We start from the raw sequence: 13,989 nt of genomic DNA on the forward strand, positions 1-13,989 counted from the left end.
AAAAAGTCTTTTGTGTGGTAATGGTTCAGATGATACCAAGATTAGTTATGAAGGGCTTGATGTAGGTTCCCTTGATGTTGGTCTAGCAAGGTTTGGGCTTCTGTTTTTGTAATATTTTTCCAGTGCATTAGTAGTGCTAGTTTTACTTTAGAGCCACTGGCGGTTAAAAGTTCTTGGGCTTTTTCTCGTTCTAAGTCGGTTAAGTCGGTGATAATTCTTAAGGCTCTGTCTAATAGTTTACTGTTGGTAACGGATACATCGATCATTCTGTTGCCGTAAACTTTGCCTAGTTTGACCATTACCCCTGTGGAGATGATGTTTAAGGCCATTTTGGTTACGGTACCTGCTTTGAGACGGGTTGAACCTGCTAGGACTTCTGGCCCTGTGAGTAGTCGAATATCTACATCTACTTCTATTTTGAGTTGTTCTTGGGGAATGCAACTGATAAAGATGGTTTTTGCTTTTCTTTTTCTGGCTTCTTCTAATGCTCCATGGACGTAGGGTGTGGTGCCTCCTGCGGTGATGCCTACTATTACATCTAGTTCGGTAATGTCATTAAGGGCGATCGCCTTTGCCCCATCTTCTGGTAAGTCTTCGAGGGCTTCAGAACTTTTGAACATAGCCCCTTCTCCCCCTGCGAGGATGCCCTGTACGAGGGTGGGATCGGTACAAAAGGTGGGAGGACATTCCGCCGCATCCAATACCCCTAAACGTCCGCTAGTACCTGCTCCAATGTAGAATAACCTACCCCCCTTGGATAAGGATTGAGCGGTAATGTCAATGGCTTGGGCTAAGGATTCACGGGCAAGGGCGATCGCATCTACGGTTTTTTGATCTTCCTGATTAAAAACATCAACCATCTCTAAACAAGAAAGTTGGTCTAAATTAATACTAGCAGGGTTAATCTGTTCCGTTAAAAGATGTCCCCTGGTCATGTGATTATCCATTATTTAAAGAGCGTAATTATTATCATGGTGAAAATGACTACCCATGGCAGTTAACCATTATTATCCATTATCAACTCTGAATTATCAATTAATTATAATAGCCCTTCTAATTGACGACGAATGCGCTCAAGTTCAAAGGCCGACATTTGGGCTTGGGAAGAATTTTCCGTAATGGGTGCTTGAGGGGTGCCATCAATATCCCAGTCCATATGCTCAACATTATTCTCAGGGGGAACTTCTAACATACCATCAGAGATAAATTTATAGTCATATCCAGCACTGGCACAAAAATCCTCAATCTCATCTATTTCGATGGCTTCGGCGCTCGGCAAAGGGAAATCTTGAGCCTCTAAAAGTAAAGCATAACGCACCGCATCATCCTCCGACTCAAACATTAACACACAATCGCGATCGCCTATTTGTAATGTATGAATACCCTCATTACTCGTACCCGAATTATATAATAAAACATAAACAATCATAGACCATACTCCCAAACTGTAAATATAGGTTACCTCCCCCACCATTAAAAACCATCACGGATAGGGTTAATAAAATATATTTTCATGGTTTAAGGTATGTTGTCAATTTTATTACAAATTATTGACGACAAGGGCCAGCCATATTAATACGAATAAGCATTTGATCGATCGCCCCTACCAAATTAGTCCCCACATTATTAGGATGATTCGCCATAATACTAAATACTAAAGTACCATGATCCTTATGATCTAAATAACCAGATAAAGCCCTTACCCCCCTCAAAGTACCAGTTTTCGCCCTAACGATGCCCTGTACAGGGGTTTGCCTCATGCGGTTAGTAAGAGTACCACTGACCCCCGCCGTAGGTAAAGAAGCCAAAAATACATCCCGATGACGGTCATTATACATTATTCGGAGAGTTTCCACGATCGCCCTTGGGGTAGCCACATTATTTCGAGACAATCCAGAGCCATCGGCAAAATGAAAGGCGCTAGGATTTACCCCCATTTCCGCCAAGATTTGTTTAGCCGAAGCCGAACCCCCCACACGACGCAATAAAGTGTCCGCATAATAATTATTACTTCTCAAGTTCACCACATTAATCCATTCGCGCAAAGAAGTATTGCCACTAAAAGCAGAATTAGGATCCATTCTTTGTAAAGCTGCAGCGGTGGTTAATATCTTAGTATTAGAAGCGGGGATAAAACCTCGATCTGCATTGTAATGGTAAATAGTTTCCCCCGTATTTAAACTTTGTACCAAAATTCCCCAACCACCACCATAGGTATCAATAACCTGTTGAATGGAAGCATTTAATTCGGGAGTACATATATTAGGGGCAACACTTCTGGTTTCTGGGGGGATGATGGGAATGGGAATGGATTGAGTTTCGGGGGAAGGATTAAACTCAAGGATGGGGGAATCCACTTGGGCTGATACCGCGCCCCCATAGGCAAAGGAAAGAATTGAGAGTCCAGTGATAAAATGTTGCTTTTTAATCATATGATGATAAAGACCGTTGAATCTATTATTTTGATTGGTGTATTAGAAGTAATTAGTTTTAGGTTTAAAAATTGGTTATGGTGATTGAAAAATAATAATTTATGATTACAAGTTGCTCATATTACAGGGATGTTTTGAGACATAATCAAGGATTGGTGCTTAATGATATACCTTCGTGGTATGGATTTATCACCGTCATAGAAGTTCCCAAGAAACAAAATTATTTATGCCCTATTTTTGCTACATTGTAAAATTGTTACTTCTTTTAGGCAGTCTTTGCCTCTTTGATGGTTCATTGACTTAAAGTATCTTAACAGAAGAATTAAAAAATGACGAAGGATTCAAAATTATCCATTAAAAAGACTAATCCAGCGGTTTACTATTTAACCAGATTTTTCGTTGTATTTCCTTTTTTCCGTTTCTATTTTCGGGGAAAGGTAGAAAATGTGGAGAATGTACCCCCCAAAGGAAAGTTGATGATTGTTTGTAATCATGCCAGTGTTTTTGATCCTCCTATTCTCTCCGCTGCCATTCCTCGCCGAATTTCTTTTATGGCAAAACAAGAGTTATTTGATTCTCGTCTCTTTGGTAAACTAATTTCTTCCTTGGGTGCTTATCCTGTTAATCGGGGTGAGGGCGATCGCAACGCCATCCGTCAAGCCTTAGCCAGAATCGAACAGGAGTGGACTACTTGCTTGTTTATCGAAGGTACTCGCACCCCCGATGGAAAAGTACATAACCCCAAATTAGGGGCTGCCCTCATTGCCGCCAAATCCCAATCCCCCATCCTTCCCGTTTGTCTTTGTGGCACAGAAAAAATTGTTGTAGATGGCAAAAAATTGCCTCAATCTACCCCTGTAACCATCAGGATAGGGGACATTATCGCCCCCCCCGCTTCCACCAAGAAAAAGGATTTAGAGCTAGTTACTCAAATGTGTGCCGATGCCATTAACCAATTACACGATCGCTCTTAATTTTGCCTAATTTTGAAAAAAATCCGATTTTTGGGCTTTTTTAGTGGATGCTGTTTCGAATTTATGTTATCATTTAGATAATGGGAGGCTTGACAAAAATAGATAAAAACAGTCAGATTTCCATTATGTTATAGACATTCTTATTCTCGCCCCTAACAGAACCAAAGTCAAGAAAAAAGTCGATTTTTTTACATTTTGTAATATATGAGAGATGAGAGATAAAACTTCCCACTTTCCACCAATAGTTAAGAGTTTTAATTTTTTGTGGAAAATCAACTAAAATTATGGCAAGTTAACTGATAATCCCTTGGCTTAACCCAATGCAGAATAGAGATAGTTATAAAATATATTTACTAATCTTCTCCTATGTCGTCGGTTTACTGTTAACGGGTTTAACCATCCTTGAAAATCGTGAAATATTATTAATATTCGGGGTTATGGCTATCAGCTTACTTCTTGCTTTCACCATTCCCTTAAAGTGGTATTTTGCCCCAAAAAAATTATGGTGGTTAGGGGCAGGTTTGATTGTGATGGGCAGTTATTATTACTATCAATGGCGCTTACCCACCCCCACTAATATAGATATAAGTCATCAGTTAACCCAGATAGAAAATTCCTTTGATAATACCCTCCGAGTAAAAGGAAAAATTATCACTCCCCTACAAGTCAATCGTAACCAAAGGGCAAGATTCACCCTTGAAGCCCAAGAATTTGAAGAAAAAAAAGTCAGGGGTAAAGTATATGTAACGGCGCCTTTATTGGAAACCATCAATTTATTCCCTTCCATGGAAGTAACCCTAACGGGAAGAATATATCAACCACCCATGGCAAGTCAACCGGGGGGCTTTGATTTTGCTAGTTTTTTGTCACGGCAAGGAATTTGGGCAGGTTTTACCGCCGAGAAGGTAGAGTTAAACAAATTTGGTAATGTTTATCAGCAGTCGGTATTTTGGCTAAGAAAAAGGGTAATTCAATGTCATGTGCGTTATCTTAATATTCCTTATGGTACTTTAGTTAGTGCCATGGTAATCGGTAGTCGGGGGGTTGATTTATCTTACGAAATTCAAGATTCTTTTCGGGATGCTGGATTAGCCCATATTTTGGCTGCCTCGGGGTTTCATGTATCGTTATTATTGGGGTTTATTTTATGGTTAACCAAAAGGCTTTCTTCTGGGTGGCGCTTGAGTCTAGGGATAGTTAGTTTATTTTTTTATCTGACTCTTACGGGGTTTTATCCTTCGGTGTTAAGGGCTAGTTTTATGGGGGTGGGAGTATTAGTGGCGCTATGGGATGATAGTCGGCAAGTTAATGTTTCTGCTAGTTTATTTTTAACAGGTTTTATTTTGTTGTTGATTAATCCTTTGTGGATATGGGATTTGGGTTTTCAACTCAGCTTTTTAGCAACTTTTGGCTTGATTGTTACTCTTCCTGCGGTTATCTCCTGTTTAGATTTTTTACCCATTACGATTGCTGGTTTAATTGCGGTGCCTTTGTCGGCTACTATTTGGATTTTACCTTTACAGGGTTATATTTTTAATCGTCTTCCCCTTTATAGTATCTTTACCAATATTTTTGTTTCTCCTTTAGCTTTGGTTATTACACTGGGGGGCATCATAACTGGTTTTATTGGTTTATTTTTTCCTATTATAGCAAGTGCGATCGCCCTTATTTTATACCCTTTTACTTGGTTAATGATTGAGATAGTAAAAATCAGTAACCATCTACCCTTTTCATCCTTAGCCATGGGTAATATCTCCTTAATAGTTATATTAATTAGCTACTCCATCTACATAGGAATTTACTTTAATGAAAAACTACAAAAAAGATGGAAAGAATCAACTATCTTCATGGTTTGTTTAATAATCATTCCCATCGCCTATCAAAAAATCAACTTAACCCAAATCACCATCATTAGAAGCAACCAACAACCAATAGTAGTGATAGAAAATCGTCTCCATAACTATCTAATTAACCTACCAGACAAAAATAATCTTAACTATAACCTCACTAACTTTCTTAACCATCAAGGAATAAATAACATTGACTTAATTCTACTCAAACCCAATAATCAAAATCAACAATCCCTCAACTACCTAAACAAAAAAACGAACATTAGAAACATCTATCAAAACCAAAACAATCCCATCAACTTACATCCCATAACCAACAACTTAGAAATTATTACATGGCAAATCGAAGGAAAAAGATGGATGCTAGTAGATAGTGACAAAATCATTAACCCCGATACCTCTAGTATAGGTAAAATCGATAACCTAATATGGTCTGGCAATAATCTTTCCATGGCAGATATTCAAAAACTAAATCCATCCATTGCCATTAACTACAATTACTTTAACAATAGGGAGGTATTAGAAACCCAAAATATAAAAACCTACTCCCTCACTCAACAAAACACTATTCAATGGCAACCGAGTAAGGGCTTTTTGCCCTACCAAGAAACCATTTATTAATCCTTTTTATCTAAATCATCCAAAATATTACCCACCGTTTCATCATTTAACTCATCCTCTTTTTTTTCCCCTTCATCATCTAAAAAATCCCAATTATCAGACTCCTTGACACTCTCTATATTTAACTTATCGGTAATGTCATCAAAAGAGTTAATGGTATCTTCCACAGGAATTTCTAACTCAACCTCTTCCTCTAGGGAAATATTTTCCTTTTCCTCTGTTATATCATCAGGAATTATAGAATCCTTTTCCTCTTCACTGATAGATGTATCATTCTCCTTCTCCTCATTCTCCCCGTAAAAACTATCATCCTCCAACAAAGTCTCATCATCAGGGGATGCTTCTAACAATACTGTTTCTTCCTCATCGGCAGATACTTCATCTAAAACCGTGTCATCATCCATAGAAGATTCCTCCTCCACATTTTCCCCAGAGGTTTCTAAAGCATCATCGGTGTTATCATCTTCTTCTAAAACTGTTTCATCATCCGCAGAGGCTTCTATATCAGTAATATCATCATGATTTGAGATAATTTGTTCGTCAGGGGAAAATTCTGCTAAAGTTTTTTCGTCAATGGGTAAATCAAGGGTTTCTTCTTCTATGACAGTGGAAATTTCTTCAGAGGAGTTTGATTTGCTTTCTTCTTCCTCAAAAAATTCTTCGTTGCTATCTTCTTCAGGGTTATCGATAAAGTTATCACCTATTTCCTCATCTTCTTTGGAAATGCTTGTTTCTTGTTTCTCTTTTTTCTTTTTCCCACCAAAAATACCACCAAAAATTTTGCCAAAGAAACTTTTTTTCTGGGGTGACTCTATCTCATTCACTACCAAAGAATCTTTTTCTTCATCCATAGGGGGAGAATCTTCTTGTTTTTCTTCCTCATTTACCACCACAAAATCCTCTTGTTTTTCAGGGGATAAATTTTCTTCTAATTCCTCTTGCCCATCATCGGTTACTATCTCTTGCACAGTCTCCGAATTTTCTTGCTTAATTTCGGTTTCAGGGGTAGTAATTTCTGAAAACTGAGAGATTTCCTCTTCTTCTACCTTTTCTAGGGCTTCTTTAATTTCTGGGGCAATTTCTGGGAAGTTTTCCTGTTTCGATGGTGCCGTTTTTTCCTCTTTTACCTGTTGAGAGATAACTTCTTTTTTCTTTTTAGGTTTAGAAAATTTAGCTAAGGTATTTAAAACAAAACTTAGTATTGAAAAGCCCTCTAAAGTATTCTTTTCCTCAGCTATCCATGCCTTGCGCAAACTTACATTTTCCCACATAAAGGCGATCGCAACGGTTACAATAGCTAATTGAGACAGTAAAATAGCCCCAGTTATCCTCCCCGCACAAACCCATAAAGTCAAACCATAAAATAAGCCCAAACCACTCCAGAGAAAATCATCCCGACGGTGAATTTTGGGGCGAATAAAAGCGCTTAAATACAAATTTAAACTGGCAATGACAATAGTAATAGAGAGAAAGTAACTTAACATCACGAATTTTCCTGATGGCTGTGCTGTACTATCTTATTATAATGGACAAAGGAATGCTAGTTTTCTTCCAAATATATATTAAGAGCATCCTTTATTTCCTCCACCGAAGTAGTAGCTGTGCCGAATACCCTCACCACAATACTAGCCGCCAAATTCCCCAAAACCGCAGCCTCCCAAGGAGTCGCACCACTACACAAAGCCAAGGAAAGTGCCGCCACCACCGTATCCCCTGCCCCCGTCACATCAAAAACATCCGTACGATTAAAAGCAGGAATATGCTCAACTTCCAACTGACTCCCTTGATAAGAGAATAAACTCATTCCCTCCTCACCCCGAGTAATCAACATATACTTAGCCTGAGTTTTAGCTAATAAATCTTTCCCTGCCGATAATAAACTAGCCTCATCATTGATAGCGTAACCCACCGCCAACTCCGCCTCAGGCAAATTAGGGGTAAATAAAGTCGCCCCAAAAAATCTAGGTAAATCCTTCTGACTATCCACCACCACCAAATGATGATTTAGAGAAGACTTAATAATCGGTTGAGTAAATACCCCATCACCATAATCAGAACAAACTACCCCATCCACATGATACAATTGATTATCAATATACTGGGATAATTGTGATTGTAACTCCTCAGAAGGTAAACTATCAGATTTACGATCAACCCTCACAATTTGCTGAGTAACAGACTGCCTAGCATGACCGGCAATGCGAGTTTTTGTAACCGTAGGTCGAGTATTATCTTTTATAATACCCCCCGTATCAATATTTGCCGACTCAAAAATTTTTAAAAGGGCTTCTCCCTGAATGTCATCCCCCACATATCCAGCCACCCGAATATTAGCCCCCAATTTAGCCAAATTATAAACAGCATTAGCCCCTCCCCCCGGAATTTGATTTGTGTCTTCATGACGAAGAATTAAAACAGGGGCTTCCCTCGATAGTCTTTCAACTTCCCCCGTTAAAAACTCATCAAGGGTTAAATCTCCAATTACTAATAAATTAAGATTTTTAAAACTGTTTAAAACTTCATTTAATCGATGCTTCTTTTGTTTTAATTTAAGGATAAAATCTTGTTCATCAATCATGCTAAATTAAGGGGAAAATTAAATTAATTCGAGGGAAAATTCGTACTTTTCTTTGGCTCTTTTATCACAAAAAGCCACTAACTGTGCTAATACTTCGGGTTGCTTCGTATCAATAATTTTACCACCAATTTGATCATATTCTTCATTAGTAGATTTACGCCACATTTTTTGCACCGTAATAGCCACATTAGATAACTCCATATCAGAATCAAAGTGATAATTAAGGATTAAATCAAAAGTAGATGGCGGATTAAAGGATTTTTCTACAATTAAATGAATACCATCCTTTGTAATGTCGAGGGTAAAACCCACAAACTCCCCTTGACTATCCAACGCCTTGCACACAGCTAAAACACGGCGGCTACCTCTTTGCTCATTTATTTCCACCATAAAAAACACCCTTTTTTATTTGTTTTATGTTTAATTCTAGTGTATCTTTTTTATAGATAAACAAGTTTAATTTTTAATGAAAATTAATCTACAAACTCTAATTGTAAATCTTGATTTTCTGGAGTAATTGCCTCACTTCCAAGGGAATTAGCACCATTTTCTATCTCATCATCTCCATTATCCGAATTTTCTAAGGAGCTATTTTCTGAAGGACTGTTATTATTTTGAGATTGGGCATTAGAAAGAATGTCTCGCACTGACTCAGGAGTTTGGGGGGCATTAGGGGGAGGATTAATATTCAACTGGGATGGTGTTACCCCGGAAGTGTTCACCTCTGGTGGATTATTCGTTACTGTAGAAGAATTATTCTGGGCAGGAGGTTGATTATCATTCGGGTTAGCCGCAGGAGGGGTTGTGGGGGGTTGATTATTCACTGGGCTTGGTGAGTTATTCGTAGTAGAAGCACATACCTCATTGTTGGGCTTAAATTCTACATAAACATGAAAAGGTTTATTCGCCCCAGTGGTATTTTCAAAACTTTTTGCTTTAATTTGCTCAAGGGCTTGATTATTAAGCATAGGATACCCCGCACTTTTAATCAGTTGAGTATCAATCACACTTCCCTGACTATTAACACTCACTCCGTAGGTTGCGATACCTTGAATATTACTATTACAAGCCTCTGGAGGATAAATACCCATGATGGTAATTTCTTGGGGAGTAGGATTTTCCACATCTTGAAGCCACGCAATATAGTTTTTCCTTGCCTCTTCATCACTCACATTTTCATCCCTTGGGGCAATCCTCGGAGTGGAATTTTCCGTAGAGGTGTTATTGGAATTGTTAGAGACGATATTAACTAAAGACTCATCATTTTGGCTTGTTTCATTTCTCGCAATGGTGGAGTTAGACGAATTACGATTATTGAAAACATCTCGTGGATTAGGAATATTTGGCTCATCCCTATTTTCAAAGATAGCACGGCGAATTTCGGCTTCTTCTTCTGGAGATTTTGGCACTATATCGATAACTCTTCCTTCTAAGTTATCAAAGTTATTAGTGGTAATGGGGGTATCGTTGAAGCTGGGAGGACTAGGAATATTTGCCCTAAAACTAAGGGGAGGGGGCGCTGGTAAGTCTAGGGGCGCTGGAATAGGAATATTGACAATACTACCGCCATAGTTAGAGTTAAATCCCCCTGAAATGGGTGGTAAGGGTGGGGGGGCAGGTAAGGAGGAAAAGGAATTGTCGTAGGAGGGAAAGGGTAAGGCATCAAAATTTGGCATGGGAATGCTATCGATGCCATTTTCTGTGGCGTTGGGGAGGTTTAAATTATTGAAGTTGGCAAATCTTTGGGGAGCAGAAAAATTAGGTAGTCTTGTTTGTTCAAGGGCATTTAATTCGATTACCTGAGTTTCTCCCGACACTTCCGCATTATCTGAGGAAGAATTTAAGTTTAGTTCTGGTAAAATAGCACTAAAGAATGCCCCATGGAGTGCAATGGAGGTAATTAGTGGCCAGTTAATTTTTTGTAATGGTTTCTTAAATTTACCGAGGGAAGATGCCTTGCGATTTGCGGTGACTACCATGTTATCTGAGCCTAAAAATTTAACTGTGATATTCCTTCAGTATTTTAACAAGTTTATTCGTAACTGGTGGAAGTTGTTCAGGAAGAGGATGGGGAGATTACAATGGGCAAAATAAATTAAAAAAATAAGTTTAATTTTATGGATGTCATTTTGTCGGCGGTTTTACCTGTAGGCTTGATTATTTTTATTGGTTATATCGCAGGACAAAAGTTAAATTTAGATCAATCCAGCCTTTGTAAATTAAGTATTTATGTATTAGCTCCAGCCCTTGTGGCGGATAGTTTATATCGCAATACTGTTTCTGGGCGCAGTGTTTTACTCATCATCTTAAGCTATGGGTTGATTTCGCTGATTATTTATGGGTTAATTTGGTTATTTACATTCATACTCAAGATTGAGAAGGAAGATAGACAGAGTATTTTTGCGGTGATTCTTTGCCCGAATAATGGCAATATGGGCTTACCTTTAGCTACTTTTGCTTTGGGTAATGAAGGGTTAGACAGGGCAATTATTTATATGATTGGTTCGAGTATTTTTTTATTTGGAATGCTTCCTGCTATTTTAAGTAATCGGGGCATAAAAAAGGGAGCAACTTTAACTTTAAAACTTCCTTTAATCTGGGCGATGATTTTTGGGGGGATACTTAATATAAGCGGGATTGAGCTACCTTTTAATTTGGATAGAAGTATGGAATTGCTGGGAGTTTCGGAAATTCCCCTTGCCCTAATTATTTTGGGGATGCAGTTGGGGCAAACTAAGTTTGTGGTAACTGGGAAAGAGTTTTTGTTGCCGTTGATTAAGTTAACAATTCCCCCCCTGATAGCTGTGGGAGTGGGAAAAGTTATGGGATTGGAAGAAATAGATTTACAGGTATTGGTATTGCAAACAGCGATGCCCACGGCGGTGAATACCCTTGTTATGGTGAAACAATTTGGGGGCAATGCAACCATTGTGGCTCAAACCATTATCATTTCTACGGTGATGAGTTTTATTACTTTACCTGTGGTGATTTGGTTAATATAATGGGTCTTGAATTTGTTAAGCTGAAACAGAAATATTAAATTAATTTTTTAGCTATATCTTTATGACTAATTCTAGTCCTGAGTCTGTGGAAACAAAGCCTAACAGTGGTGTTGAGGAAAAACCTAGCTATGTAAAATTAGCCATGCGTAATATGGTTAATAAGGGGGGGCTTTCTCTCAAACATTTCTTTTTAACTACGGTTGGTTTGTTAGCTTTTTTGGTAGGGATTTCTTATCTAACTAGGTAGTTATTTTTTTTGATGGTGGGCATTGCCCACCCTACTTTTTTATTTTGCCATGAGGGGAAATTCTAGGCTTTCTCTTTGGGCTAGGTATTGGTGGGCTACTTCACGGGCTAGGTTTCTAATTCTACCGATATAACGGGTTCTTTCTGCCACGGCAATTACCCCCCTAGCGTCTAGTAAGTTGAAACAATGGGAGCATTTGAGGACATAATCGAGGGAGGGTAAAACTAAATTTTTGTCAATGAGTTGTTTGGCTTCTTCTTCGTAAAGGCTGAATAGTTTAAAGAGTAAGTCTGGGTTGGATGCTTCAAAGTTGTAGGTACATTGTTCGATTTCTCCTTGGAGGAATATATCGCCATATTTGAGGTTATCATTCCATTGGATGTCATAAATACTATCTACGTCTTGGAGATACATGGCTAGGCGCTCTAAACCGTAGGTAATTTCGATCGCCACGGGCTTACAGTCGATACCGCCACACTGTTGAAAATAGGTAAACTGAGTAATTTCCATACCATCTAACCATACCTCCCAACCTACCCCCCAAGCCCCAAGGGTGGGAGATTCCCAGTTGTCTTCTACAAAGCGAATATCATGATCTTCGGGATGGATGCCAAGGGCTTTGAGGGATTCTATATAAATTTCTTGAATGTTATCGGGGGAGGGCTTGATGATTACTTGATATTGATAGTAGTGCTGAACTCGGTTAGGATTTTCCCCATAACGTCCATCGGTAGGACGACGGCAAGGCTCTACATAAGCCACTGACCATGGTTCAGGCCCGATCGCCCTCAGGAAGGTATGATGATTCATGGTACCCGCCCCTTTTTCTGTGTCGTAGGATTGGGCTATCATACAACCCCTTTGGCTCCAAAAATCATTTAATTTAGCGATAATATTTTGAAAGTTAATAGTCATGAATTACAATAAAAGTTATTGAAATAAAATTTAAAATTTCTTACTAATTTACTAAACTGATCAACGAGTATAAGACTATACTTAAAATCAGTTAAGTTTTGCTCAGCATACATATAATTTATCACTAATGGATACGCCCCCAACTGAAAACTATAGTGTCCCCATCAAGGAGTTTGTAGCTTCAAAACAGACTTATCTATTCAACACCCTGAAAAAACACCAATTTACAGGGGAGCTAACCCTCAGTTATCCGGGTAATACGGAATGGAAGTTTTATCTCAATTTGGGCAGAATTGTCTATGGCACTGGGGGGGAACATTCTGTAAGACGATGGCGCCGAAATTTAATGGCTTATCTACCTGAAATCGCCACGGATCAACGGTTTTTAGAAAGGGAGTTACAGTGGATTGCGGAGCAACAGGATATTAAAATTTGTTGGGATTATGATTTATTAAAGCGTTGGTTATCTTTAGAAAAGATTTCTCGTAATCAGGTATTAGAGATGATTAACGCTATGTTGATGGAAATATTTTTTGATCTTAATCAAGTGCCTGAAATTACCTTTCGTTTGGATACGGAGTTTGATATTCCTTTATCTGAGCAAATTTTCTTGATTGATAGTAATAAAATTATTACCCCTGCTTGGAAGGCTTGGCAACAGTGGCTAGGGGCAAAAATGGCTGATCGCTCTCCCAATAAGGCTTTAACCATAAAATATTCTGAGGAATTAAAATTAAAATGTCCTCCCAAGGTATATCAGGTATTTACTAAATTAATTAATGGACGCAATACGATTCGAGATTTGGCGTGGCAACTGAAACGAGAGTTGCACCAAGTGGGTAAGTTACTATTGCCTTATATTGAAGAGGGTTACATTAGTCTTAATGCCATTGCTGATTTACCTCCCCCCGTGTCGGCAACAACCATTGTTCAACCAGAAAACAGTATTTTAGTTGCTTGTATTGATGATAGTCCAGCCATTTGTCAAACCCTTAGTACTATCCTTAAACCCGCTGGGTATCGTTTTGTAGCGATTACTGACCCCATAAAGGCGATCGCCACTATCCTAGCATCAAAACCAGACATAATATTTCTGGATTTAGTCATGCCCAATGCCAACGGTTACGAAATTTGTGCCAGTATTCGTAAATTATCTTTTTTCCGTAATACCCCCATCATCATCCTAACTTCCAATGATGGTATGGTGGAAAGGATGCGTACTAAAATGGTAGGTGCCACAGACTTCATTTCAAAACCCGTACAGCCCGATGAAGTTTTAAATATGATTAGCAAACATAGACCATAAAATACCACATACCTAAAGGCAGGGGCTTTTCGCTGATTTTTCGGTAAGATATACTAGGACTACT

The 13,989-nt window shown here is 38.6% G+C and carries 13 protein-coding genes; 5 read left to right on the top strand and 8 right to left on the bottom strand.

What is annotated here, in order from left to right; genetic code table 11:
* Nucleotides 1-41: 41 nt before the first annotated feature.
* The 3 genes from murQ to dacB all read right to left on the bottom strand — a co-directional run bounded on the left by murQ (nt 42) and on the right by dacB (nt 2,432).
* Nucleotides 42-947: an N-acetylmuramic acid 6-phosphate etherase gene (gene murQ / locus ACXITR_RS13120; RefSeq protein WP_457997669.1), complete on the bottom strand. Its 906-nt coding sequence runs from the start codon at nt 945-947 to the stop codon at nt 42-44.
* 92 nt (nt 948-1,039) lie between these two features.
* Nucleotides 1,040-1,429, bottom strand: coding sequence for a DUF3110 domain-containing protein (locus ACXITR_RS13125; protein WP_457997670.1), 390 nt, complete (start codon nt 1,427-1,429; stop codon nt 1,040-1,042).
* A 118-nt stretch (nt 1,430-1,547) separates the two neighbouring features.
* Complete coding sequence (gene dacB, locus ACXITR_RS13130; RefSeq protein ID WP_457997671.1) at nt 1,548-2,432, bottom strand: D-alanyl-D-alanine carboxypeptidase/D-alanyl-D-alanine endopeptidase; 885 nt, start codon at nt 2,430-2,432, stop codon at nt 1,548-1,550.
* Nucleotides 2,433-2,761: 329 nt separating this feature from the next.
* On the opposite strand from dacB, the gene ACXITR_RS13135 reads away from it, so the two are divergent.
* Both ACXITR_RS13135 and ACXITR_RS13140 read left to right on the top strand, forming a co-directional pair.
* Nucleotides 2,762-3,406 carry a lysophospholipid acyltransferase family protein gene (locus ACXITR_RS13135; protein WP_457997672.1) on the top strand — a complete coding sequence of 215 codons (645 nt, stop codon included), beginning with the start codon at nt 2,762-2,764 and terminating at the stop codon, nt 3,404-3,406.
* Nucleotides 3,407-3,726: 320 nt separating this feature from the next.
* A complete protein-coding gene (locus tag ACXITR_RS13140) occupies nt 3,727-5,877 on the top strand; it encodes a ComEC/Rec2 family competence protein (RefSeq protein WP_457997673.1) in 2,151 nt (716 codons plus the stop codon).
* Here the strand turns inward: ACXITR_RS13140 and ACXITR_RS13145 are convergent.
* The 4 genes from ACXITR_RS13145 to ACXITR_RS13160 all read right to left on the bottom strand — a co-directional run bounded on the left by ACXITR_RS13145 (nt 5,874) and on the right by ACXITR_RS13160 (nt 10,434).
* Nucleotides 5,874-7,361 carry a Ycf66 family protein gene (locus ACXITR_RS13145; RefSeq protein ID WP_457997674.1) on the bottom strand — a complete coding sequence of 496 codons (1,488 nt, stop codon included), beginning with the start codon at nt 7,359-7,361 and terminating at the stop codon, nt 5,874-5,876. The two genes, ACXITR_RS13140 and ACXITR_RS13145, sit on opposite strands and share 4 nt — an antisense overlap.
* 56 nt (nt 7,362-7,417) lie before the next feature.
* Nucleotides 7,418-8,455 (bottom strand): bifunctional heptose 7-phosphate kinase/heptose 1-phosphate adenyltransferase, encoded by a 1,038-nt coding sequence (locus tag ACXITR_RS13150; protein WP_457997675.1) that lies wholly within the window; start codon nt 8,453-8,455, stop codon nt 7,418-7,420.
* 18 nt (nt 8,456-8,473) lie between these two features.
* Complete coding sequence (locus ACXITR_RS13155; protein ID WP_457997676.1) at nt 8,474-8,845, bottom strand: PilZ domain-containing protein; 372 nt, start codon at nt 8,843-8,845, stop codon at nt 8,474-8,476.
* 83 nt (nt 8,846-8,928) lie between these two features.
* The gene (locus ACXITR_RS13160) at nt 8,929-10,434 is read right to left on the bottom strand and encodes a TonB family protein (RefSeq protein ID WP_457997677.1); all 1,506 of its coding nucleotides are present in this window, start codon (nt 10,432-10,434) and stop codon (nt 8,929-8,931) included.
* Nucleotides 10,435-10,572: 138 nt separating this feature from the next.
* Between ACXITR_RS13160 and ACXITR_RS13165 the strand changes: the two genes are divergently transcribed.
* Nucleotides 10,573-11,457 (top strand): AEC family transporter, encoded by an 885-nt coding sequence (locus ACXITR_RS13165; protein WP_457997678.1) that lies wholly within the window; start codon nt 10,573-10,575, stop codon nt 11,455-11,457.
* A gap of 61 nt (nt 11,458-11,518) precedes the next feature.
* Nucleotides 11,519-11,704 (top strand): DUF3285 domain-containing protein, encoded by a 186-nt coding sequence (locus tag ACXITR_RS13170; protein ID WP_457997679.1) that lies wholly within the window; start codon nt 11,519-11,521, stop codon nt 11,702-11,704.
* A gap of 39 nt (nt 11,705-11,743) precedes the next feature.
* Here the strand turns inward: ACXITR_RS13170 and glyQ are convergent, their stop codons facing one another.
* On the bottom strand, nt 11,744-12,619 hold the full coding sequence (glyQ, locus tag ACXITR_RS13175) for a glycine--tRNA ligase subunit alpha (protein WP_457997680.1): 876 nt from the start codon (nt 12,617-12,619) through the stop codon (nt 11,744-11,746).
* A 127-nt stretch (nt 12,620-12,746) separates the two neighbouring features.
* Here glyQ and ACXITR_RS13180 point away from each other — a divergent pair, with 127 nt between their 5' ends.
* Nucleotides 12,747-13,925, top strand: a complete 1,179-nt coding sequence (locus ACXITR_RS13180) for a response regulator (RefSeq protein ID WP_457997681.1) — start codon at nt 12,747-12,749, stop codon at nt 13,923-13,925.
* Nucleotides 13,926-13,989: the final 64 nt, after the last annotated feature.

This window comes from Cyanobacterium sp., assembly GCF_054166785.1.

What these genes read in the sequence shown, in the direction of transcription:
- dacB (WP_457997671.1), bottom strand. Translation starts at nt 2,432, where the DNA reads ATGATTAAAAAGCAACATTTTATCACTGGACTCTCAATTCTTTCCTTT.
- ACXITR_RS13145 (WP_457997674.1), bottom strand. Translation starts at nt 7,361, where the DNA reads ATGTTAAGTTACTTTCTCTCTATTACTATTGTCATTGCCAGTTTAAAT.
- ACXITR_RS13135 (WP_457997672.1), top strand. Translation starts at nt 2,762, where the DNA reads ATGACGAAGGATTCAAAATTATCCATTAAAAAGACTAATCCAGCGGTT.
- glyQ (WP_457997680.1), bottom strand. Translation starts at nt 12,619, where the DNA reads ATGACTATTAACTTTCAAAATATTATCGCTAAATTAAATGATTTTTGG.
- ACXITR_RS13180 (WP_457997681.1), top strand. Translation starts at nt 12,747, where the DNA reads ATGGATACGCCCCCAACTGAAAACTATAGTGTCCCCATCAAGGAGTTT.
- ACXITR_RS13140 (WP_457997673.1), top strand. Translation starts at nt 3,727, where the DNA reads ATGCAGAATAGAGATAGTTATAAAATATATTTACTAATCTTCTCCTAT.
- ACXITR_RS13125 (WP_457997670.1), bottom strand. Translation starts at nt 1,429, where the DNA reads ATGATTGTTTATGTTTTATTATATAATTCGGGTACGAGTAATGAGGGT.
- ACXITR_RS13155 (WP_457997676.1), bottom strand. Translation starts at nt 8,845, where the DNA reads ATGGTGGAAATAAATGAGCAAAGAGGTAGCCGCCGTGTTTTAGCTGTG.
- murQ (WP_457997669.1), bottom strand. Translation starts at nt 947, where the DNA reads ATGGATAATCACATGACCAGGGGACATCTTTTAACGGAACAGATTAAC.
- ACXITR_RS13165 (WP_457997678.1), top strand. Translation starts at nt 10,573, where the DNA reads ATGGATGTCATTTTGTCGGCGGTTTTACCTGTAGGCTTGATTATTTTT.
- ACXITR_RS13150 (WP_457997675.1), bottom strand. Translation starts at nt 8,455, where the DNA reads ATGATTGATGAACAAGATTTTATCCTTAAATTAAAACAAAAGAAGCAT.
- ACXITR_RS13170 (WP_457997679.1), top strand. Translation starts at nt 11,519, where the DNA reads ATGACTAATTCTAGTCCTGAGTCTGTGGAAACAAAGCCTAACAGTGGT.
- ACXITR_RS13160 (WP_457997677.1), bottom strand. Translation starts at nt 10,434, where the DNA reads ATGGTAGTCACCGCAAATCGCAAGGCATCTTCCCTCGGTAAATTTAAG.